Here is a 22,532-nt window from a genome sequence, read left to right as displayed (position 1 = left end):
TGGGCCGTGGACGGACCGGTGCACGGGTTCAAGGGTTGAGGCTGGACAGCGGCTGGCGCGACGCGGTGATGGACTTGAGTTCGTCCAGCGTCAGCACCCGCGTCCACATCGCCAGGTCGTTGAAGGCCATCACGCCCTTGAGCGATCCGGCGTTGTTGGCCACGTAGTTGTGGGTGGCATCGTCATTGAGGCCCCAGACCTTGGTGGCGAGCCCGTTGAGCTTGGTCACGTCGGTCGCCGCGATTGCCTTGTTCTCGACCTTCTGCAGGCCCAGCACCGGGTCGATGACGTAGGCGCTGAACTTCTTCGCCACGGCATCGACGGACAGCGCGAGGTAGGCCCACTGGTTGGCCGAGACCTTCATGCCATTGATGTCATCGCGCTTGCCGCCGCCGCTGCCGATGTTGAAGCGGATTTCGCAGGTTCCGAACAGGCCGAGCGCGATGCCGGGGTTGGCGCCCGACGTGTAGTTCTTGTTGGAAAGGATCGGTTCCCCCGTGCCGTTGCCCTGCGTGCAATCCGTGCGGAACCACAGGCCGATGGTGAATCGCGGGCTCTGCGCGATGTCCGCGCCGTTCTGCACGAGCTGGTAGGCGTCGACGTTGGAATCGACGCGCAGGCCCTTGGCGCCGAAATTGTCGTCGACGAGCGTGCCACCGTCCGTGGGCGGCAGCCACGGGCCGAGCGTAGCGCCGCCCTTGGCGTCGACCGGCGGCTTGGCGTCCAGGCTGAAGTAGGCGGCCAGGTTGTCGCGCAGCGTGGTCGCGAGCGGCACCGGTTTCACGTAGTTGATCTGCGCCTGGTAGGACACTGGCACGCCGTTGCGCACCAGCGTGTAGTTGAAGCGGTACAGGCCGGTGGGCATGTCGAACGCATTGTCGGCATACTGCGTGGCGCTCGCGGGCAGCTTCGCGATTTGCACGCCATCGCGCAGCACGAGCGTTTCGCCTGCGGATGCCGAAGCGTTCTGCCACGTCAGTTCGATCGAATCGTTGTAGCGGCCTACCGCCATGCGGATACCGCGTACGCCGGCACTGGCACCGTTCAGCGGCATGCCGTCGAACCGGTTGGCGGCAGCATCGACGGCGATGCCGACGTGCGCCAGCAGCGTCGGTGCGATGTCGGCCTCGGTCGACAGAGCAGACAAGTCCGCCGGCGTGATCGGAGCGGCCGTGCCGGTGCTGGCCAATGCCGCATTGAGCGGCTTGTTCATGGCGATGAAGGCCGTGCGGTTCTCGATCGTCGGCAAGGACGTGGTGGCACCCGTGGCATCGAGCCCGTGGCTGGTCGTCACCATCACGAGCCAGTCCTCGTTCGGCTGCGCCTTGCGGCGTTCGGCTACTGCCGCCAGAAGCTGGCCCAGCGCCTGGTCGAAGCCTGTCAATGCCGTGGCATAGGTGCCCGCGCTGAAGCCGTCAGCCTCGGCAGCCAGCGCCGGGGCGCTGTACTGCGCGAAGACCAGCCCGTAGCCGGATTGCACCAGTTTCACGCTGTTCTGCGTCACGCAACTGTCGGCGCTTGCGCAGTCGACCAGCGTGTCGAGGTTGCCGGCGTCGCGCTCAGCCGCGAGCAGCGGCGGTACGACAGCCGAACTGACCGCGCTGCCAAGCTGCGTGCCGGCCTTCGCGCCGGCACGGAAATAGCGGAACATGCTCGGCGCCTGCGGTGCGACCGAACCCGTGTCGTCGGTCACGCCATGCCGGTTGGCCCAGGTGCCGGTGAGCACCGTCGCCCAGCTCGGCGCATCGAGCGGTGGCTGGGCAGTGACGGTGCCCGGCATGCCGCCAGTCGCGGCAGGTACGAGGTTCAGCTGTGCGAGGTTGGGCAGCTCGCGCCGCAGGATGGCGCTCTGCACCTGCTCATAGGTGGCGCCGTCCACGCCAATCAGCAGCACCTTGCTGGCCGCCGGCGCGGGATTGGTCTTGTTGCCTGAATCGGACGGACTGGCCGCCGGTGGCTGCGCATCGTCTCCGCCGCATGCGGTCAGCGCGGCGGCGGCCACGCCGGCCATGGCCAGGCTGAGGGCGTATCTGCCACGCGCCGGCCGAGCAAGAATCCATGCCATCTGTCATTCCCCTGTCTGTTTGCCTTGTTGTGCGCAGGGCAAGCCCCGCGAAGTGATGGCAGAGTAAGAGCAGGGGTTGTCACGGCAGTGACAGGGAGGCAAAGAATCCTGATGGCGGCATTCGGATTCTTGAAGGCATTGCAGACAAGGCCGGCGCAAGACAGCCGGCCCTGCCGCCGCAGCGGGTCAGCGGTGGAAGCCGGCTCCGGCCATCAGCAGGCGCAGCAGCCAGGCCGCGGCGCCCAGGGCTGCCACGCTGGCGGCCCAGATCAGCACAAGCCAGCCGACGCGCCGGAGCCAGAGCGGCAGCCTGACGGGGCGGGGCATCATCAGTGGTACCCCTCGCCGTGGCGGACCTTGCCGCGGAAGACGTAGTAGGCCCACACCGTGTACATCAGGATGAACGGGATGATGAACAGCGCGCCCACCAGCGCAAAGCCCTGGCTCTGCGGCGGCGCCGCGGCATCCCAGATCGAAATGCCGGGCGGGATGATATTGGGCCACACGCTGATCGCAAGCCCCGTATAACCGAGGAAGACAAGCCCGAGCGCATAGAGGAACGGTGCCATGTTCGGCGTTCGCCGCAGTGCGCGCATCAGTCCGAGCACACACAGCACGACCAGCAGCGGGACCGGCGAGAACAAGATCAGGTTCGGCAGGCGGAACCAGCGCTCGGCAATTTCCGGGTGCGTGAGCGGCGTCCACAGGCTGATGGCCGCGATGACCGCGAGCAACAGCCAGCCCAGCGTGCCGGCCAGCCGCACCATGCGTTGGTGCAGTTCGCCCTCGGTCTTCATGATCAGCCACGTGCTGCCCAGCACCGTATAGGCGACCACGAGGCCAACGCCGCAGAACAGCGGGAACGGCGCGAGCCAGTCCAGCGGACCGCCGGCGAAGCGGTGGCCTTCCATGCGGATGCCGTCGATATACGCGCCCAGCGCCACGCCCTGGAAGAACGATGCCGTAAGCGAGCCGCCGATGAAGGAGGCATCCCACACCGGCCGTTCGCGGTCATTGGCCTTGAAGCGGAACTCGAACGCCACGCCGCGGAAAATCAGGCCCAGCAGCATGAGCATGAGCGGCAGGTAGAGCGCGCTCAGCACCACCGAGTAGGCGAGCGGGAACGCTGCCAGCAGCCCGGCACCGCCGAGCACAAGCCACGTTTCGTTGCCGTCCCAGACAGGGGCCACGGTGTTCATCATCACGTCACGGTCATGGCGGTCCGGCACGAACGGGAACAGCATGCCGATGCCGAGATCGAAACCGTCCATCACGACGTACATCATCACGCCGAAGAAGATGATGAGGATCCAGAGGAGGGAAAGGTCGATGCCCATGGTGTCAGCTCCTGCTGCGAGCGGGTTGATTGGGCGCCATCACATCATCGTCCTCGACGGCGGAAATCGGGCGTGCGGGGGTGTGGCCGCGGCCAGGGCCGCCCTGGGGCTCGTGCTTGCCTTCGTCAATCACCGGGCCCTTGCGCACTAGCCGCAGCATGTAGGCAATGCCGACGCCGAACACGAAGAAGTAGGCGACGATGAACAGACCAAGCGTAAGCGCGAGCTCGGGCACGTTGTGCGGGGTGACGGCATCGGCGGTGCGCTGCAGCCCGTAGACCACCCATGGCTGCCGCCCGATCTCCGTCGTGTACCAGCCCGCCAGGAGCGCGATCAAGCCGGTCGGCCCCATCCACATCGCCACGCGCAGGAAGGCCCGCGACTGGAACAGCCGTTCGCCGCGCCTTAGCAGCAGGCTCCACAGGCCCAGCAGGATCATCAGCACACCGAGGCCGACCATCACCCGGAACGACCAGAACAGGATCGTGGCATTGGGCCGGTCTTCCGGCGCGAACTCCTTCAGGCCCTTGATCTGGCCATCGAGGCTGTGCGTGAGAATCAGGCTGCCCAGGCGCGGTATGCCGATGGCAAAGCGGGTTTCCTCACGCTCCATATCCGGCAGCCCAAACAGCAGCAGCGGAAAGCCCTGGTCGCCATGCTCCGTCTCCCAGTGGCCTTCCATCGCGGCGATCTTGGCCGGCTGGTGCTTCAGCGTGTTCAGGCCGTGCATGTCGCCGATGACGGCCTGGATCGGCGCGACGATCAGCAGCATCCACATCGCCATCGACAGCATCTTGCGGAGGGCTGGATTGTCGCGCCCGCGCAGCAGGTGCCAGGCTGCGGAAGCACCCACAAACAGCGCGGTGGACAGGAATGCCGCCACGCTCATATGCACCAGGCGGTAGGGGAACGACGGGTTGAAGATGACCTTGAACCAGTCCGTCGGCACGACGCGGCCATTGATGATCTCGAAGCCCTGCGGCGTCTGCATCCAGCTGTTGGAGGCGAGGATCCAGGTTGCCGAGATCAGCGTGCCCAGCGCGACCATGACAGTCGCGAAGAAATGCAGCCCCGGTCCGACGCGGTTCCAGCCGAACAGCATCACGCCGAGGAAGCCTGCCTCAAGGAAGAAGGCCGTCAGCACCTCGTAGGTCAGCAGCGGGCCGGTAATGCTGCCCGCGAACTCGGAGAAGAAGCTCCAGTTGGTGCCGAACTGGTAGGCCATGACCAGCCCCGACACCACCCCCATGCCGAAATTGACCGCGAAGATCTTCGACCAGAAGTGGTACAGGTCCCGGTAGACCGGGCGCTGCGTCCGTAGCCAGCAACCTTCGAGCACCGCGAGATACGCGGCCAGCCCGATCGTGATGGCGGGAAAGATGATGTGAAAGGAAACGGTAAAACCGAATTGGATACGGGCGAGTTCTAGCGCGGTGAAGCCAAACATGTCTTGTTCTCCGTGGCGCTGGCCCATCGCACGCCGTCGACTGCGCTGCCATGCCGGTCAGGCGTGGCGGGCGTGCCGGCAGGCGCGCCAGGGGCGCGGGCCGTTGGCGCGTGCGGTAAGCGTAGTGTACGCCGCATGCGTCGCCATGTGCCGGCAAAGGCGGAAGTGGGTGCGGCGACATATCGTCGCAGCGGGTGGGTCACATCGGGCCTTTTCCGGACGAATTGATGCTAATAGCCAGGTCTCGCGAAAAACAGAACCACAAATGAAAAAAAAGACCGTATCAGATGGAAATGACAGCGGGGTGGCACGCGGCCATTCTGGATGACAGGGAACAGGGGGGCTGATGGTCTTTACCCGCATAAATGTTCCATCGTTGTTCCATTTCATTCTCAAACACTATCGTTCAGAATCCGCGGGAACCATGGTTGCAGGCATGACGCCCTTCCTCTTGGAGACGGGCGCGCCGGATTGCAGCGTCACCGATATTGGCTCCTAATAAAAATATGCAAGCGCATATCCACCGATTGCACTGGCACCAGTGCAATGACGAAGTCCTTGCGGTCTCGCGCTATATGCCCACCTCAGACGCCGGGCCACAGGGCGCGCTCGTGCTTCACGGCGCTGGCAGTTCGACCAAGGAGCGATGCCGCGCTATCTGTGAGTGCATTGCCTCGCATGGTATCGAGACGGTCGCCCCTGATTTTTCCTGCCACGGCGCCAGCACGTGCTACAAGCCCCCATCCATTGCGAAGCGCGTTGCGGAAGCTCGTTCGGTGGCACAGGCCTTTCTCGGCCATTTGCAATCGCTGTATGTCTTCGGACTGAGCATGAGCGGGCAGGTTGCGGTTGAACTTACGCGGCAATGTTCGCTGCAAATCGCGGGCATCTGCCTTGTGAATCCCGCACTCTATGCGCCGGAGGCAATTGCCACGCATCTGGGCCCCGATTTCACTGCAGTCATCCGCACGCCGGAGAGCTGGCGGCGGTCCGAAGGGCCTGCGTTGCTTGGCAAGTTCCAAGGCCAGGTCTGCCTTGTTGCGGCGGAGCGTGACGATGTGATTCCGGGGGGCGTGCTGGCGATGATCGAAGAGAGCGTGGACGTCGTACGGTTTCAGAAAACCGTCATTGCTGACGCGCCACATGGATTGGGCACCTGGTTTAATGAAAACCCGGCTGAAGCGCGCGCGGCGATTGAGCGGGTCATCCGATTTTTTGAGTCGCAGAGCATAGGCACACAAACTTGCTGACTGGGCGCCCCCTCTCCCGCTTGCGGGAGAGGGGGCAAACAAGCGTGAGAGCGAGGTGCGTCAATTCCGGCTGGGACCCGCACGACCATTGCCGAGCGAACGCGGTGCCAAGTAGTATGCGAGGCTTCCCTCCGTTCTCGCTGCACGCCATCTCTTCCGCATGGACTCCACCCTCATCATCGTCATCCTCGGCGCAGCCGTCGCCGGCTTCGTGCAGGGCCTTTCCGGCTTTGCCTTCGGCATGGTGGCGATGTCGTTCTGGGCCTGGACCATCGAGCCGCGCATGGCATCGGCGATGACGGTGTTCGGTGCGCTGACGGGTCAACTGCTGGCGGCGTTTTCGGTGCGGCGCGGGCTGTCGCTGAGGCGCTTGTGGCCGTTCGTGGCCGGAGGACTGGTTGGCATTCCGATTGGCGTGGCAATCCTGCCGGCACTTAATGCGCAACTGTTCAAGGCAGTGTTCGGGGCTTTCCTGACGCTATGGTGTCCGGTGATGCTGATGGCGCGGCGGCTGCCTGCGATTACGCATGGCGGGCGCCTGGCCGATGGCGTGGCAGGGGCTGCAGGCGGTGTGATGGGTGGGATCGGCGGCTTTACCGGCGTCATTCCCACACTGTGGTGCACGCTGCGCGGCTTCGACAAGGATGAGCAGCGCGCGGTGATCCAGAACTTCAATCTGGCCACGCTTGCGGTGACGATGGCGACCTATGTGGGCAAGGGGATCGTGACGCGCGAGATGCTGCCAATGTTCCTGGTAGTAGCCCCGGCGATGCTGGTGCCAACGGTGCTCGGCACGCGTGTGTACCTGGGCATTAGCGAGGCGACGTTCCGCAAGATCGTGCTCACGCTGCTGACGGCATCAGGCGTGGTACTGCTTGCGTCCTCGCTGCCGGGATTGCTGGTGCGGCCATGACCCCCGGTGGGTCCGGGGGTATGGCGGTCGGGCAGGGTACGGGCTTCAGGCGATGTGGTGAACCCAGCCGAAGGTATCCGCTTCCTTGCCGCGCTGGATGCCCGTCAGCAGCGCGCGCAGGCGCTTCGTGACTTCGCCTTCGCCGCCATCGCCGATGTTGAATTCCCCGCCGGCATGGCGCACCGTGCCGATGGCCGTCACCACGGCGGCGGTGCCGCAGGCGAACGTTTCCTTGACGCGGCCGCTCGCTGCATCGGCTTGCCATGCGTCGAACGAGTACGGGGTTTCCGACACCTTGATGCCTTCACGGCGGGCCAGTTCGATCACCGAAGCGCGCGTGATGCCGGGCAGGATCGTGCCGGACAGCGGCGGCGTCAGCAGCGAACCGTCGTCCATCACGAAGAACACGTTCATGCCGCCGAGTTCCTCGATCCAGCGGTGTTCCGCGGCGTCCAGGAAGACCACCTGGTCGCAGCCCTTCTGTGCGGCTTCGGTCTGCGCGATCAGGCTGGCTGCATAGTTGCCGCCGCACTTGGCCGCACCGGTGCCACCGGGCGCGGCGCGCGTGTACTGGTCCGACACCCACACCGTCACCGCCGACTTGCCGCCCTTGAAATACGGGCCGACCGGGCAGGCGATCACGCAGAACACGTATTCGTTCGCGGCGCGCACGCCGAGGAAGTTCTCCACGGCAAACATGAACGGGCGCAGGTACAGGCTGCCGTCGCCGCCGGGGATCCAGTCGCGGTCGATATCGACGAGCGCTTCCACAGCACGCAGGAAGTCGGCTTCGGGCAGGTCGGCCATCGACATGCGAGCGGCGGAGGCACGGAAGCGCTTGGCGTTTTCCTGCGGGCGGAACAGCGAGATCTTGCCGTCGGCGCCGCGGTAGGCCTTCATGCCTTCGAAGATTTCCTGCGCATAGTGCAGGACGGCGCAGGCCGGGTCGATCTGGAACGGGCGGCGCGCTTCGACCTTGGCGTCATGCCAACCGCGCCCTTCGGTCCAGCGGATCGTGACCATGTGGTCGGTAAATACGCGTCCGAAGGCGGGGTCGACCAGCGCAGCCGCGATCTTGTCGGCCGGCGTGGGGTTGGGGTGACGTTCCACGGTGAACTGCAATTGGTTGTCAGCGCTCATGTTTCTGTGTCTCTTCGTCTTCGGACAGGGATTTCAGTTTTCCGGTGCAAATCATGCAAGGGAGTCCCGGGCCGGGGAGGAAAGTGGCAATATTCGCGCATCTTCCCGCCCGGCCGGAGCCAAACATGAAGTGTAACTCGATGGTGCGGTGCAGCATCAGCCTGATCGAGCACTGATGACGGGTGGGGTGTAGGGCGCGGGCGGTTTTCGGGCTTTCCGGGGCGGCAAGCGCCCGGAAATACCGGAACATTCGGCTCAGCTTTCCTGCCTTCGCGCGGCGACCGCCTCGGCCAGCGTGTCGAGCACCGCGAGGGAGTCGTCCCAGCCGATGCAGGCGTCGGTAATGCTCTGCCCGTACGTCAGTTCCGACGGGTTGTGCTGCCCCGGCGTGAATTTCTGTGCACCGCCGATCAGATGGCTCTCGACCATCACGCCAAACACCGACCGGCTGCCGCCGCTGACCTGCTCCGCTACGTCGCGTGCAACGTCGATCTGTCGCAGGTGCTGCTTGCTGCTGTTGGCATGGCTGCAATCGACCATCAGCCGGCGGTCGAGCCCGGCCGCGTCGAGATCCTTGCAGGCGGCTGCCACGGAATCAGCATCATAGTTCGGCACCTTGCCGCCGCGCAGAATGACGTGGCAGTCGGGGTTGCCTCGGGTGTGCACGGTTGCCACCTGCCCGTTCTTGTGGACGCCAAGAAAGTGATGCGGACGGGAGGCGGCCTGGATCGCATCGATGGCGATCTTGATATTGCCGTCGGTGCCGTTCTTGAACCCGATCGGCGCCGAGGTGCCAGATGCCAGTTCGCGGTGCACCTGGCTTTCCGTCGTGCGGGCTCCGATCGCGCCCCAACTGATCAGGTCGCCGATGTACTGCGGCGAGATGACATCCAGGAACTCGCCGGCCGCCGGGAGCCCCAGGCGGTTGATGTCGAGCAGCAGATGGCGCGCCATCCGAAGGCCCTCGTCGATCCGGTAGCTTTCGTCAAGATACGGATCGTTGATCAGGCCTTTCCAGCCCACGGTGGTGCGAGGCTTCTCGAAGTACACACGCATCACAATTTCCAGCGTATCCGCGTAGCGCACGCGCTGTGCCATCAAGCGCTGTGCGTAGTCGAGCGCGGCGCGCGGATCGTGGATCGAGCACGGTCCCATGATCACGAGCAGGCGGTCGTCCTGGCCGTGAAGGATCCGGGAAATGCTTTGCCGCGTTGCCGTGACAAGCGATTCGACCGGTGTCCCGGCAATCGGGAAGAACCGGATCAGGTGCTCGGGCGGGGGCAGCGGAATGATGTCATCGACGCGGGCATCGTCGGTCCCGCTGGTGCGGTCGGAGGGATGTGGCCAGCCCTCGCCCATGTTGTTTGTGGATTCCTGTGGGGTAGTCATGATGTCTCTTCGTGAACCGGAATGCCCCGGTATGGTAGCCGCTTTATGCCGGCTGGCAGCCGTTCCCAGGCGTCAGATCACTTTCAGCTCGGCCGCCGCACGCCTGAGGTAGTCGACCATCTGCAGGGCACTGCTCGTCAGCGGCCGTTCGCGCAACGTCATGACGCCGACCGGGGGCAGTTCGACGGGCACGTCCATGGCGACGATCCGCAGGCGGCCTTCGGCTTCCAGCGCGCGTGCGGCGGACTGTGCCATGAAGCCCGCTGCATCGCGTCGGGTGGCAAACGTGGTCAGTGCAAGATACGACGACGATTCGATGACGTCCTGCGGCGGATGCAGTCCGTGCTGGTAGAAGGCCTGTTCGATCTTCACCCGCAGCGAGGCCCACGGCGGCGGGAACACGCACGGCAGCTCGGCCAGGTCGCGCCAGCCGGGGCTGGCCTTGCGTGTAAGGCGGTGGCCGCGCCTGACCACGACTACCATCGGATCGTCGTACAACGCTTCCGCAAGCAAGTCGGGCGCGGCGTAGCCAGGTTCCAGGCGGCCGACGATCAGGTCTAGTTCGCTCAGGCGCAGCTTGGGCAGCAGGTGGGTGAGGTCGCCTTCCTCGACCAGCACGGTGGCACGGGGCGAACGATCCTTGAGCATGCCAACCGCGTGCGCCAGCAATGCCGGCAGCGCCGCGCCCATCGAGCCGACGCGGATTCGCCCCGACGCGCCGCTTTCCACCGCGGCGATCTCGTCGCGCGTCTGCTCGTATTGCGCGAGCACCGAGCGTGCAAAGCGCACCAGCGATTCGCCGGCCGCGGTGGGCTCGGTGCCGCGCGTGGAACGCGTGAACAGCGTCAGGCCAAGCATCTTTTCGACTTCGGTGAGCACGCGCGAAACGGCGGGCTGGCTCACGGACAGGAACTCGGCCGTGCGGCCCAGGTGCCGGAATTCGTCGAGCGCCACCAGCAGTTGCAGGTGGCGCAGCTTGATGTTGGAGCGCAGCGCGCGGTCGATATTGGCCATGCCCGGAGTCTACATAACGAAATCATCATGAAGCAATGCCAAGTTCTGATTGGATTGTTATGTTGGGCGGGCACACAATGCCGGTATAGCTCGACGGCCTGACCGTCCCATAACAACGGAGACACCTCACATGACCCAAGGACTCCCCTTCAATCCGAAGCGCCGCCAACTGCTCATCAGAGGGGCAGCGGCCGCTGCCGCGGGTACCGCCGGCATCATCCTGCCCGGTATCAGCCGCGCCGCGACGGCGGAGTATCCCGATCGCCCCATCACGTTCATCTGCCCGTGGCCGGTGGGCGGCACGGCGGACCAGTCGATGCGGGCCCTGTGCCAGGTAGCGTCCGGCATCCTCAAGCAGTCGATCGTGGTCGAGAACCGTGCCGGCGCTTCCGGCATGATCGGCACCAAGGCGCTGGCACGGGCGAATCCTGATGGCTACACCATCGGCCAGATCCCGATCTCGGTCACGCGCTTCTCGCAGCTCGGCATGCTGCAGCTGGATCCGCGTACCGAACTGACCTACATCGCCCGTACATCCGGCCAGACCTTCGGCATCGCGGTGCCGACGAACTCGCGCTTCAAGACGCTGCAAGATGTGGTGGCGGCGGCCAAGGCCAATCCGGGCAGGCTGACCTACGCGCACGCCGGCATCGGCGGCGCCACGCACGTTGGCATGGAACAGTTCGCGCTGGCGGCCGGCGTGAAGTTCAACGCCATCGCCTACAAGGGCGGTGCAGCGGCCTTGCAGGATGTGCTGGCCGGGCAGGTGGACCTGCTGGCCGACTCCAGTTCGTGGGCCCCGCATGTCGAGGCCGGCAAGCTGCGCCTGCTGGCGACGTGGGGCGAACAGCGTGCCACGCGCTTCAAGGACACGCCGACGCTGAAAGAGCTTGGCTACAACGTGGTGGTCGAGGCGCCCAACGGTATCGGTGCGCCCAAGGGCCTGCCGGCTGCGGTGGAAAAGAAGCTGCGCGATGCGTTCCGCACCGCGGTGGCGAGCGCGGAATTTAAACAGGTCGCGGCACGTCTCGACGCACCCGTGATGTACCTGGACGGGCCAGAGTACAAGAAGTACGTCGCGACGGTCTATGACCAGGAAACCCAGCTGATCCAGAAGCTGAGGCTCAAGGAACTGCTGCAGCAAGGTTGATCCCCAAGTGAAAACGAACCCCGTCATCCGCCTGCATGCCAACGATAACGTGCTGATCGCCAGGGGCGATCTCGCGCTCGGGCAGCAACTGTCCGATCCCGCACTGCGCGTGCGCGCCCAGGTCCCGGCCGGGCACAAGATCGCGGCCAGCGCGATTGCCAGTGGCACGCCGATACGCAAGTACGACACCGTGATCGGCGTCGCCTCGCGCGATATCGCGGCCGGCGATCACGTGCATTCGCATAACCTGAAACTGGTGGACTTCTACCGCGATCCGGCCTTTTGCCAGGACGTTCGCGCGGTGGACTACGTACCGGAAGCGGAGCGGGCCACGTTCATGGGTTTCGTGCGCCCGGACGGCCGCGTGGGCACGCGCAATTTCATCGGCCTCCTGTCGTCCGTGAATTGTTCGTCCACGGTGATCCGCCAGATTGCCGCGCATTTCACGCCGGAGCGGCTGGCGGCTTATCCGAACGTGGATGGCGTGGTCGCCTTCGCCCAGACCAGCGGCTGCGGCATGTCGTCGCCGAGCGAGCATTTCGACGTGCTGCGCCGGACGCTGGCCGGGTATGCGCGGCATCCCAACCTCGCGGGCGTGCTGATCGTGGGACTGGGCTGCGAGCGCAACCAGGTGGCGGGACTGGTGGAATCGCAGGGGCTGGAACCCGGCGCGGCCATGCACACGCTGGTGATGCAGGACACCGGCGGCACGCGTGAAACGATCCAGGCAGGCATTCGTGGAGTCGAATCGATGCTGCCCGCCGCGAACCTCGCTGTGCGCGAACGCGTGCCGGCCAGCCACCTGAAGATCGGCCTCGAATGCGGGGGATCGGACGGGTTCTCGGGCATCAGCGCGAATCCTGCGCTCGGTGCGGCCATGGACCTCCTGGTACGGCATGGCGGCACCGCGATCCTGTCGGAGACGCCGGAAATCCACGGCGTGGAGTTCATGCTGACGCGGCGCGCGGTAACGCCAGAAGTCGGCCAGAAACTGCTGGACCGGCTGGCGTGGTGGGAACGCTATACCGCCGGTCACAACGCGCAGTTCAACGGCGTGGTCGGCCATGGCAACCAGCAGGGCGGCCTGGCAAACATCTTCGAGAAGTCGCTGGGATCGGCCATGAAGGGCGGCACCACGCCGCTGCAGGCGGTGTACGAGTATGCCGAACCCATCGACAAGGCGGGCTTCGTCTTCATGGACTCTCCTGGCTACGACCCGGTAGCCGTGACCGGCCAGATCGCCAGCGGCGCCAACCTGATCTGCTTCACCACCGGCCGTGGCTCAATGTTCGGCTCCAAGCCGGCCCCGACCATCAAGCTCGCGTCGAACACGCCGATGTACGACCGCCTGCGCGATGACATGGACATCAATTGCGGTCTGGTGGTCGATGGCGAGTTGACGATCGAGCAGATGGGGCAGCGCATCTTCGAACATATCCTGCAGGCGGCATCCGGCGAGCCGACCCGAAGCGAACTGCTGGGCCTGGGCGACAACGAGTTCGTGCCCTGGCATCTTGGCATCGTGAGCTGACCGCGTTCCCGCCTTCATCGCACTCCTTTCGTACGTTCCCATGTCCTTGAATCTTGCCAACGCCGCGCTGCTGCGCAGCCAGAATTTCATCAACCAGCAATGGCGCGATGCCGGCCTGGGCCGCCGCTTTGCCGTCACCAACCCGGCCACGGGCGAGGTGTTTGCCCATGTGCCCGACAGCGACGATGACGATGCGGGACGCGCGGCCGATGCCGCTGCCGATGCGTTTCCGGCGTGGAGCGCCCGTCCGGCGCGCGAGCGCGCGCAGCTGATCAAGCGCTGGCATGCACTGATCCTCGCGAACCAGGAAGACCTGGCGCACATTATCTCGACCGAGCAGGGCAAGCCGCTGAAGGAGGCGCGCGGGGAAGTCCTGTATGGCGCTTCGTACGTGGAGTGGTTTGCCGAAGAGGCTACGCGTATCTGCGGCGATATCGTCGCGGAGGCCGTGCCGGGCCGCAAGCTGCTGGTGCTGAAGGAGCCGGTTGGCGTGGTGGCCGCCATTACGCCGTGGAATTTCCCGCTCGCGATGATCGCGCGCAAGATTGCGCCAGCGCTGGCCGCAGGTTGCACGGTCGTGGCCAAGCCGGCTGAAGACACGCCGCTGACCGCGCTCGCACTGGTCTGGCTGGCAGAGCAGGCTGGCCTGCCGGCAGGCGTACTCAACATCGTTACGGCTTCGCGCGAAAGCACGCCCAACGTGGTCGATGCGTGGCTCGCCGACAGCCGCGTGCGCAAGATCACGTTCACCGGTTCCACGCCGGTGGGCAAGCACCTGGCGCGCGAATCCGCCGGCACGCTCAAGAAGCTGTCACTGGAACTGGGCGGGAATGCGCCGTTCATCGTGTTCGAGGATGCTGACCTGGACGCCGCCGTCGATGGCCTGATGGCGTCCAAGTTCCGCAACGGCGGCCAGACCTGCGTGTGCCCGAACCGCGTCTACGTGCATGAGAGCGTGCACGACGACTTTGTCGAACGCCTGGCGCGCCGCGTCGGTGCGCTGCATGTGGCGCCTGCCACGGACGAGAACGCGCAGATCGGGCCGATGATTAACGCGCGCGCCGTCGACAAGATTGCGCGGCATGTCGAGGATGCGGTAGCGAAGGGCGCCCGCGTGGTGACCGGCGGGCGGCGTGTTCGCACGGCCGACGGCCCGCACTACTACGCACCGACCGTGCTGATCGACGCAACGCCCGCCATGGAACTCTCCTGCGAGGAGACCTTCGGGCCCGTGGCGCCGGTGTTCAAGTTCCGCGACGAGGCCGAGGTGATCCGCGATGCGAACGACACCCCGTTCGGGCTCGCCGCGTACTTCTATTCGAATGACGTGCGCCGCATCTGGCGCGTGGCGCAGGCACTGGAAACAGGAATGGTCGGCATCAACGAAGGCGCCATTGCCGCCGAAGCCGCGCCATTCGGCGGCGTGAAGGAATCCGGCTACGGGCGCGAAGGTTCCCGCCACGGGCTGGACGACTACATGCATACCAAGTACCTTTGCCAGGGCCAGCTCGGCTGAGCGGCAGCATTTCCGCATTCACAGAAGGCAAGACAACACCATGCCCGCACACAACCCGTTCAAGGCCGCCCTGGCGGCCCGCCAGGCGCAGATCGGCCTCTGGCTCTCGATGGCGACTCCTTACCTGGCCGAGGTGTCCGCCACCACCGGCTTCGACTGGCTCCTGATCGACGGCGAACACGCGCCGAATGACCTGCGCACGACGTTGCAGGCGCTGCAGGCCGTTGCGCCTTACCCGGCGCAGCCCGTGGTGCGCGCGCTGGCGGGCGAGGTAGCGCTGATCAAGCAGTTGCTCGATATCGGGGCGAAGAACCTGCTGGTGCCGATGGTCGATACGGCCGAGCAGGCGGCCTCACTGGTCAGCTCCACGCGCTACCCGCCGCAGGGCATTCGCGGCGTTGGCAGTGCGGTAGGGCGTGCGTCGCGGTGGAGCAGCCGCACGGACTACCTCGATGTGGCCAATGACGAGATCTGCCTGCTGGTACAGGCGGAAAGCGTGACGGCGCTGGCGAACCTTGAGGCGATCTGCGCGGTCGACGGTGTCGACGGCGTGTTCATCGGACCGGCAGACCTGGCCGCGTCGATGGGCTATCGCGGCAAGCCGGGGCACCCCGAGGTGCAGGCGGCCATCGAAGGCGCGATGCGGACCATTGTCGCCAGCGGCAAGGCCGCCGGCACGCTGACCTCGGACCCGACGCTGGCGCGCCGCTACCTGGATCTGGGCTGCACATTCGTGGCGACCGGTGTGGATGTGACGATGTACGCCAACGCAGCGCGTCGACTTGCCGCGGAATTCAAGCCGCAGCAAGCCGCCAGCGCTAGCGGCGCACCTTCCGCCGCGTACTGAACACCGAAACCGGAGTCCGAGCGAACATGCAAGCCGAAGTCCAAGCCCCGAATCCTGAAACCACCCTGCGCGCGATGCAGGCCATCGTCGGCGAACACGCCTGCCTGAGCGGCGATGCCGACATGCAGCCTTTCGTCACCGACTATCGCGGCATCTACCGTGGCAAGGCACAGGTCGTGGTGCTGCCTGCATCGACGGAAGAGGTCAGCCAGGTCATGCAGTGGTGCTACGCGAATGGGGTGCCGGTGGTGCCGCAGGGCGGCAACACGTCGCTCATGGGCGGTGCAGTGCCTGACGACACCGGCGCGGCTGTGGTCATCAACCTGCGCCGCATGAACCGCGTCTTGGCCATCGATGCCGTCAACGACACGATGGCCGTGCAGGCCGGCGTCACGCTCAGCGCGGCACGCAGCGCGGCGGAAGCCGAACAGCGCCTGTTCCCGCTGCGCATTGGCTCGGAAGGCTCGTGCCAGATCGGCGGCAACCTTTCCACCAATGCCGGGGGCACAGCGGTGCTGCGCTACGGCAACATGCGTGACCTGGTGCTGGGCATCGAAGCCGTACTGCCGGACGGGCGCATCTATTCGTCGCTGCGCGGCCTGCGCAAGGACAATACCGGCTATGACCTGAAGCACCTGTTCATCGGCGCGGAGGGCACGCTGGGCATCATCACCGGCGCGGTGCTCAAGCTGATGCCGCAGCCGCGCAGCACGGCGGTGGCTTTCGTCGCCGTGCCGGGCCCCGCGGCGGCGGTGCAGCTGCTGGGCGAAGCCAAACGGCTATCCGGGCAGGCGGTCACGGCGTTCGAGCTGATTTCGCGCCCGGCGCTGGAACTCGTGCTCGAATACCTCGGCAATGTCCCGTCGCCGCTGCCGGAGATGCACGACTGGATGGTCCTGATCGAGCTGACCTCGGGCACCGATGCGGAAAGCCTCAACGCCACGCTGATGGAGATCCTGGAATCGGGCTTCGGCCAGGGGCTCGTGCAGGACGCCGCGGTGGCTGCGAGCCTGTCCGATGCGCAGACGTTCTGGCGTATCCGCGAAGAGATTTCCGATGCGCAGACCCGTGCCGGGGGCAGCATCAAGTGCGATGTGTCGGTGCCGTTGTCACGCATTGCAGCGTTTGTGGAAGAGGCATCCGAGCGGGTACTGGCGCTTGAGCCGGATGCGCGCATGGTGATCTACGGTCATATGGGCGACGGCAACGTCCACTTCAATCCGCTGAGGCCCAAGGACCGGCCGGCGAAGGAGTTCCTCGCGCAGTGGTACGCGCGCATCTCCGGCCTGGTCGATACGATGGCGCATGCCGAGAACGGATCGATCTCGGCCGAACACGGCATCGGCGTGGTCAAGCGCGACGACCTCGCACAGTTCAAGTCGCCCGTGGAAATCGAACTGATGTGGCAGGTAAAGCAGGCGCTGGACCCGCGTAACCTGCTCAATCCGGGCAAGGTATTGCCGGCGCAGGGACGCTAGCCCCCCGCGCTGGTGCGTGACACGAATGGTGCAACTCGGCTAAGGTGTCTGCTGGATCAGAGACCCGGGGCCCCGCGCAGGCGGGCACCCGGGCGGACAGCCCTACACAGACAAGGCCGAGAAAGCATGAGCCAGCAAGCCCCAAACACGCAGCCTCCTCTCGAAAAACCCATCCTCGACTATCCCTGCGGCGACGCGCCCGCACCCGGCGAAGCGCATGAAGTCGCGCCCGGCGTGCGCTGGCTGCGCATGCCGATGCCGCTGGGACTCAATCACATCAATCTCTGGGCCATCCGCGACGGTGCCGGCTGGGCAGCCGTGGATTCGGGCCTGCAGACGCCCGAAACCGCGGCGGCCTGGCGCACGCTGTTCGGCGAAGGCGGCGCGCTGGCCGGTGGCGGCCTGACGCGGCTCTTTGTCACCCACATGCATCCCGATCACATCGGCATGGCCGGCTGGCTCACGCGCAAGTTCGGCTGCCGGCTGTGGATGACGTCGATGGAATACCTGATGTGCCGCGTGCTGGCCGCCGATACCGGCCGTGCGGCGCCGCCGGAGGCCGTCGACTTCTACCGGCGGGCCGGCTGGACCGAGGACGATATCGAGGTCTACCGGACGCGCTTTGGCGGCTTTGGCAAGTACGTGCATGCGCTGCCGGAAAGCTTCCAGCGCCTGACGGACGGCGACGTGCTGCGCATTGGCGAGCACGAATGGCGCGTGGTTGTCGGCACCGGCCATTCTCCGGAGCATGCGTGCCTGTACTGCCCGGCGCTCAAAGTGCTGATTTCCGGCGACCAGGTGCTGCCGCGCATTTCGTCCAACGTCTCGGTATTCCCGACCGAGCCGGAGGCCGACCCGATGGGGGACTGGCTGGACTCGCTGGACAAGATCCGGCGCGAGGTGCCGGACGATGTGCTCGTGCTGCCCGCACACAACGAGCCGTTCCGCGGCCTGCATGCGCGGCTCGACTACCTGTCGCGCAGTCAGCACCAGGCGCTGGACCGGTTGCGTGAGGCAATCGTGGAACCACGGCGCGCCGTGGATGTGTTCGGGCAACTGTTTTCGCGCCCCATTGACGGTCCGGGCCTGCTTGGCATGGCCACGGGGGAGAGCATCGCGCACCTGAACTACCTGATGCACCGCGGGGAAGCGGTGCGGGAAACCGGGCCGGATGGCTTCCACTGGTACCGGATGAAATAGCGCCGAGACCTGCCCCGGACAATCCGGCGGCAGGCCAACCTTGACTTCGCGGTCTCAGATATATATCTTAAGATATGTTTTAAGATATATCGGAGGCGTTCGTGCGACATCCCTTTGCTTCATTTGCCTCATTCGAGCACGCCGGCCTCGGCCGCCGGTTCGGTATGAGGCTCTCTCACCACTTCTTTCGCCATGCCATCGGGCGCCACCATCGCGGTGGCTCCTGGGGCGGCCCGGACGGCGGCGACGGCTTTGGTGGCCCCAGCGACTTTGACGGCGAGGGCTGGCGGCGGGGCCGCAAGTTCAGTGCCGAAGACCTGCAACTGCTGCTGCTGGCCTTGCTGGAGGAAAAGCCCAGCCATGGCTACGAACTGATCAAGGCCCTCGAGACGCGAACCAGCGGGTTCTACAAGCCGAGCCCCGGCATGGTGTACCCGGCGCTGACATATCTCGAAGAAGTAGGCCACGCCACGGTGGATACCGAGGGCAACAAGAAGCGTTACCACCTCTCCGACGCCGGCCGCACTTATCTGGCCGCCAACAAGGACCGGCTCGATCTGATGCTCGGGCGCCTGCGACATGCGGCACGCAAGATGGACTGGATCCGCCGCGCCATGGCCGGTGAGCCACAGGTAGAGCCGGAGCAGGGCGGATGGGCGCCGGAGTTCGTGCAGGCGCGCGTCGCACTCAAGCGTGCGCTGGCACTGCGCAGTGACGCTTCTCCGGACGAACAGCGGCGCATTGCCGACATCCTGGCGCGGGCCACGGCCGAGATCGAAGCCGGCCCGAAGGACTGATCCGTGGCGTTGACCTTCGCGTCCGCCCTGGGCGCATCTGGCGCCCCTCACATGAGGAATTCCATGACGATACCGACAGATACCAGCCATTCCACCCGCGACCTGACCGTCCAGCGCGTCCGCCATCCGCTGAAGATGCGGATGCTGCAGGTCGTCCGCACTCGGCATGTCTCGCCGCAGTTGCTGCGCGTGACGCTCCAGGGCCCCGACCTTGCCGACTTTATCTCCGCTTCGTTCGATGACCACGTCAAGGTCTTTTTCCCGCAAGCTGGCGCCGACAAGCCTGTCATGCCTGAAGTCGGCCCCAACGGCGTGGTCTTTGCCGAGGACCAGCCGCGGCCACCGGCGCGCGACTATACGCCGCGCCACTACGACGCTGCGGCGCAGGAACTCGATATCGAATTCGTGCTCCATGGCGACGGCCCTGCGTCGACCTGGGCCGCACAAGCGCAGCCGGGCCAGTACCTGGGCGTTGGCGGTCCGCGCGGATCCTTCGTGGTACCCACCGCGTTCGACTGGCATCTGCTCGTGGGCGACGAGACCGCCTTGCCTGCCATCGGCCGCCGGCTGGAGGAACTGGGACCCGATACCCGGGCGCTGGTTGTGATCGAGGTACCGGAAGCCGATGCCGAAATTCCGCTGCCGAGCCAGGCGAACGTGCAGGTGCACTGGCTGCATCGCGGCGACGCACCGGAGGGCAGCCTGCTGGAACCCGCCCTGCGCGGTATCGCGCTGCCGCGCGGCGAAGGCTATGTCTGGGCCGCCGGCGAATCGGCGGCGATGAAGTCGGTGCGCCAGTATCTCGTGACGGAACGCGGCATCGACAAGAAGCGTATCCGCGCTTCGAGCTACTGGAAGCGGGGCGCGGCAGCCGTGCACGAGACGCTCGACGACTGAGCTGGCCTTGAATGGCCTAAGATGACGGCAGCGCAACTTTCACGGAGGCTGCCGTGCCGGACACCACTTCAGGCTGGAGAAGGTTTCAAGCTGCCGCTGCGGCAGGCGTCGCCATGACGCTGGCCGCCTGCGCGCCCGACTCGGTGCGTAATTTCGAAGCCAAGGGCTTCAATGCGTACCTGGATTCCCTGAAGACGGCCTGCCCGAATATGGTCATCGGCAACAACAACATCAGCCAGTGGCTCCGCGACAACGGCAATTCGGGTGACGACGACTACGTCTACTGGCTGGACCAAACCTCGCGGCTTTATTACAAGCGGATCAGTCCGGCGCAATACCGGACGTCGGTGAGCGGGGCACTCGGTGCGGGGAAGACGGATACGGGGGCGATCGACTGCATTATTCGGCATTTGCCGGCGGACCGGCCAAGTAGTCCGCCGGGTGGGAAGTTGCTGTAAGAGATTCCGGGTACATTTCGGAAAATGACTATTTGACATAGTCATTTTTGGGTGCGAAGATCAACGTGTACCTACCAACAGGATTTGAGATGCCAGGCACCCAAGTTTCCAAAACGGAGTTCAAAGCAAGGGCACTCGAGTACTTTCGGCAAGTCGAGTCATCAGGCGAACACGTGATCGTCACGGATCACGGCAAGCCCACACTGGAAATCCGCCCTTTCCGAACTCTTGATCGCGACCCGCTCGACGTATTGGCAGGCACGGTCGTTCGCTATGACGACCCTACCGAGCCGGTTGACGTGGAGTGGGAGGCCGGCCAGTGATCGTGTTGGACACACATACGCTGGTCTGGTGGGCGAGCGGAAGCGACGAACTGAGTGCGACGGCGAAATCCACCATCCACCGTGAATGCAACGAGGGACAGATAGTCGTGTCTGCAATCTCTGCATGGGAAATTGCCATGCTGGTGGAGCGCGAAAAGCTGGTGCTGTCGATGGACGTCGAAAGTTGGCTCGACACCGTCGCGCAAATAGAAGCGGTAACGTTCTACCCCGTGGACGTCGACGTCTCGATCAAATCGGTCCAACTGCCTGGCGAGTTCCATAAAGATCCGGCGGACCGCATGATTGTCGCTACCGCGCGCAAGCTGGCTGTGCCCCTAATTACCAGGGACGAGAAGATGCGCGCCTACAAGCACGTCAGGACCATCTGGTAACCCAAGCGGCATCACCATTAGCCCGTTGTGCAATCCCCCCATCCCCGCTAAGATCATTCCCCGGCAGCCGAGACAGCGGTTGCCGACGTCGCTCGGACGGTTCCGGGCGCTTACGTAAAGGACTCCTTCATGACTGCCAGCTCTGGCAAGCGCCGCTTTGCGCGCATCGATCGCCTTCCCCCGTACGTTTTCAATATCACCGCCGAGTTGAAGATGGCCGCCCGCCGCCGTGGCGAGGACATCATCGACATGAGCATGGGCAACCCCGACGGGGCCACGCCGCCGCATATCGTCGCCAAGCTGGTGGAAGCCGCGCAGCGGCCCGACACACATGGCTACTCCGCGTCGAAGGGTATTCCGCGGCTGCGCCGCGCGATCTCGCACTGGTACCGCGAACGCTATGACGTGGAGATTGATCCCGATACCGAGGCCATCGTCACGATCGGCTCCAAGGAGGGGCTCGCGCACCTGATGCTCGCCACGCTGGACCGCGGCGACAGCGTGCTGGTGCCAGACCCGAGCTATCCGATTCACATCTACGGCGCGGTGATCGCCGGTGCGGATATCCGCTCGGTGCCGCTGGTGCCTGGCGTCGATTTCTTCGCGGAGCTCGAACGCACGATCCGCGGCAGCTACCCGAAGCCCAAGATGATCGTGCTCGGGTTCCCGTCGAACCCGACCGCGCAATGCGTGGAGCTCGATTTCTTCGAGCGCGTGATCGCGCTGGCGCGCAAGCACGATATCTTCGTGGTCCATGACCTGGCTTATGCCGACATCGTCTTCGATGGCTGGAAGGCGCCGTCGATCATGCAGGTGCCTGGGGCCAAGGACATCGCGGTGGAATTCTTCACGCTGTCCAAGAGCTACAACATGGCGGGCTGGCGCATCGGCTTCATGGTCGGCAATCCCGATCTCGTGGCCGCGCTCACACGCATCAAGAGCTATCACGACTACGGCACCTTCACGCCGGTGCAGATTGCCGCGATTGCCGCGCTGGAAGGCGACCAGGCATGTGTGAAGGAGATCGCCGCGCACTACCAGTCGCGCCGCGACGTGCTCGCGAAAGGGCTGATCGAGTCGGGCTGGCTGGTCGACATCCCAAAGGCCTCGATGTACATCTGGGCCCGCATTCCCGAGCCTTATCGCGCGCTGGGATCGCTGGAATTCGCCAAGCAGCTCCTGGCGAAGGCGAAGGTTTCGGTCTCGCCCGGAATCGGCTTTGGCGATTACGGCGATGAGTACGTGCGCTTTGCGCTGATCGAGAACGAAGCGCGCATTCGCCAGGCCGTGCGCGGCATCAAGGCGATGTTCCGTGCGGATGGACTGGTCAAGGTGCCCGCATCAGAGCACGCAGACGGGCACGGCAAAGAGAAGGGCAAGGGCTGAAC

The 22,532-nt window shown here is 65.1% G+C and carries 21 protein-coding genes; 14 read left to right on the top strand and 7 right to left on the bottom strand.

The window, feature by feature from the left end:
- Positions 1–28 precede the first annotated feature (28 nt).
- The 4 genes from KHO41_RS19225 to KHO41_RS19210 all read right to left on the bottom strand — a co-directional run bounded on the left by KHO41_RS19225 (position 29) and on the right by KHO41_RS19210 (position 4,849).
- Positions 29–2,065, bottom strand: a complete 2,037-nt coding sequence (locus KHO41_RS19225; protein ID WP_211954874.1) for a LamG-like jellyroll fold domain-containing protein — start codon at positions 2,063–2,065, stop codon at positions 29–31.
- Positions 2,066–2,251: 186 nt separating this feature from the next.
- A complete protein-coding gene (locus tag KHO41_RS19220; RefSeq protein WP_211954895.1) occupies positions 2,252–2,392 on the bottom strand; it encodes a DUF2474 family protein in 141 nt (46 codons plus the stop codon).
- A gap of 2 nt (positions 2,393–2,394) precedes the next feature.
- Positions 2,395–3,402, bottom strand: a complete 1,008-nt coding sequence (gene cydB / locus KHO41_RS19215; protein ID WP_211954873.1) for a cytochrome d ubiquinol oxidase subunit II — start codon at positions 3,400–3,402, stop codon at positions 2,395–2,397.
- Between the two features lie 4 nt (positions 3,403–3,406).
- The gene (locus KHO41_RS19210) at positions 3,407–4,849 is read right to left on the bottom strand and encodes a cytochrome ubiquinol oxidase subunit I (RefSeq protein WP_211954872.1); all 1,443 of its coding nucleotides are present in this window, start codon (positions 4,847–4,849) and stop codon (positions 3,407–3,409) included.
- A 506-nt stretch (positions 4,850–5,355) separates the two neighbouring features.
- Between KHO41_RS19210 and KHO41_RS19205 the strand changes: the two genes are divergently transcribed.
- Both KHO41_RS19205 and KHO41_RS19200 read left to right on the top strand, forming a co-directional pair.
- Positions 5,356–6,099 (top strand): alpha/beta hydrolase, encoded by a 744-nt coding sequence (locus tag KHO41_RS19205; protein WP_211954871.1) that lies wholly within the window; start codon positions 5,356–5,358, stop codon positions 6,097–6,099.
- A gap of 160 nt (positions 6,100–6,259) precedes the next feature.
- Positions 6,260–7,012 carry a sulfite exporter TauE/SafE family protein gene (locus KHO41_RS19200; protein ID WP_211954870.1) on the top strand — a complete coding sequence of 251 codons (753 nt, stop codon included), beginning with the start codon at positions 6,260–6,262 and terminating at the stop codon, positions 7,010–7,012.
- Positions 7,013–7,057: 45 nt separating this feature from the next.
- Here KHO41_RS19200 and KHO41_RS19195 read toward each other — a convergent pair whose 3' ends face one another.
- The 3 genes from KHO41_RS19195 to KHO41_RS19185 all read right to left on the bottom strand — a co-directional run bounded on the left by KHO41_RS19195 (position 7,058) and on the right by KHO41_RS19185 (position 10,555).
- Complete coding sequence (locus KHO41_RS19195; protein ID WP_211954869.1) at positions 7,058–8,152, bottom strand: branched-chain amino acid aminotransferase; 1,095 nt, start codon at positions 8,150–8,152, stop codon at positions 7,058–7,060.
- A gap of 255 nt (positions 8,153–8,407) precedes the next feature.
- Positions 8,408–9,541, bottom strand: coding sequence for a 3-deoxy-7-phosphoheptulonate synthase (locus tag KHO41_RS19190; protein ID WP_280519705.1), 1,134 nt, complete (start codon positions 9,539–9,541; stop codon positions 8,408–8,410).
- 72 nt (positions 9,542–9,613) lie between these two features.
- Positions 9,614–10,555 carry a LysR substrate-binding domain-containing protein gene (locus KHO41_RS19185; RefSeq protein ID WP_211954868.1) on the bottom strand — a complete coding sequence of 314 codons (942 nt, stop codon included), beginning with the start codon at positions 10,553–10,555 and terminating at the stop codon, positions 9,614–9,616.
- Positions 10,556–10,685: 130 nt separating this feature from the next.
- Between KHO41_RS19185 and KHO41_RS19180 the strand changes: the two genes are divergently transcribed.
- The 12 genes from KHO41_RS19180 to alaC all read left to right on the top strand — a co-directional run bounded on the left by KHO41_RS19180 (position 10,686) and on the right by alaC (position 22,530).
- Positions 10,686–11,705 carry a tripartite tricarboxylate transporter substrate binding protein gene (locus tag KHO41_RS19180; RefSeq protein WP_211954867.1) on the top strand — a complete coding sequence of 340 codons (1,020 nt, stop codon included), beginning with the start codon at positions 10,686–10,688 and terminating at the stop codon, positions 11,703–11,705.
- 7 nt (positions 11,706–11,712) lie between these two features.
- On the top strand, positions 11,713–13,236 hold the full coding sequence (locus KHO41_RS19175; RefSeq protein ID WP_211954866.1) for a UxaA family hydrolase: 1,524 nt from the start codon (positions 11,713–11,715) through the stop codon (positions 13,234–13,236).
- 40 nt (positions 13,237–13,276) lie between these two features.
- On the top strand, positions 13,277–14,752 hold the full coding sequence (locus KHO41_RS19170) for an NAD-dependent succinate-semialdehyde dehydrogenase (RefSeq protein ID WP_211954865.1): 1,476 nt from the start codon (positions 13,277–13,279) through the stop codon (positions 14,750–14,752).
- A gap of 40 nt (positions 14,753–14,792) precedes the next feature.
- Positions 14,793–15,599 (top strand): 4-hydroxy-2-oxoheptanedioate aldolase, encoded by an 807-nt coding sequence (gene hpaI / locus KHO41_RS19165; protein WP_211954864.1) that lies wholly within the window; start codon positions 14,793–14,795, stop codon positions 15,597–15,599.
- A gap of 74 nt (positions 15,600–15,673) precedes the next feature.
- Entirely contained in the window at positions 15,674–17,077 is a 1,404-nt protein-coding gene (locus tag KHO41_RS19160) for an FAD-binding oxidoreductase (RefSeq protein WP_376989643.1), read from the top strand.
- Positions 17,078–17,203: 126 nt separating this feature from the next.
- Positions 17,204–18,277, top strand: coding sequence for an MBL fold metallo-hydrolase (locus tag KHO41_RS19155; protein WP_211954862.1), 1,074 nt, complete (start codon positions 17,204–17,206; stop codon positions 18,275–18,277).
- A gap of 164 nt (positions 18,278–18,441) precedes the next feature.
- Positions 18,442–19,074, top strand: coding sequence for a PadR family transcriptional regulator (locus KHO41_RS19150; protein ID WP_244873901.1), 633 nt, complete (start codon positions 18,442–18,444; stop codon positions 19,072–19,074).
- Positions 19,075–19,137: 63 nt separating this feature from the next.
- Entirely contained in the window at positions 19,138–19,971 is an 834-nt protein-coding gene (locus KHO41_RS19145; protein ID WP_244873900.1) for a siderophore-interacting protein, read from the top strand.
- A 113-nt stretch (positions 19,972–20,084) separates the two neighbouring features.
- Positions 20,085–20,429 carry a hypothetical protein gene (locus KHO41_RS19140; protein ID WP_211954859.1) on the top strand — a complete coding sequence of 115 codons (345 nt, stop codon included), beginning with the start codon at positions 20,085–20,087 and terminating at the stop codon, positions 20,427–20,429.
- Between the two features lie 89 nt (positions 20,430–20,518).
- Positions 20,519–20,752 carry a type II toxin-antitoxin system Phd/YefM family antitoxin gene (locus KHO41_RS19135; protein ID WP_211954858.1) on the top strand — a complete coding sequence of 78 codons (234 nt, stop codon included), beginning with the start codon at positions 20,519–20,521 and terminating at the stop codon, positions 20,750–20,752.
- Positions 20,749–21,144, top strand: coding sequence for a type II toxin-antitoxin system VapC family toxin (locus KHO41_RS19130; RefSeq protein ID WP_211954857.1), 396 nt, complete (start codon positions 20,749–20,751; stop codon positions 21,142–21,144). The genes KHO41_RS19135 and KHO41_RS19130 overlap by 4 nt, the downstream gene beginning before the upstream one ends.
- 129 nt (positions 21,145–21,273) lie before the next feature.
- The gene (gene alaC / locus KHO41_RS19125) at positions 21,274–22,530 is read left to right on the top strand and encodes an alanine transaminase (RefSeq protein ID WP_211954856.1); all 1,257 of its coding nucleotides are present in this window, start codon (positions 21,274–21,276) and stop codon (positions 22,528–22,530) included.
- Positions 22,531–22,532 lie beyond the last annotated feature (2 nt).

Source organism: Cupriavidus numazuensis (genome assembly GCF_905397435.1).
GTDB classification, from domain to species: Bacteria; Pseudomonadota; Gammaproteobacteria; order Burkholderiales; family Burkholderiaceae; genus Cupriavidus; species Cupriavidus numazuensis.
This window is presented reverse-complemented; position numbering and strand designations above follow the sequence as displayed.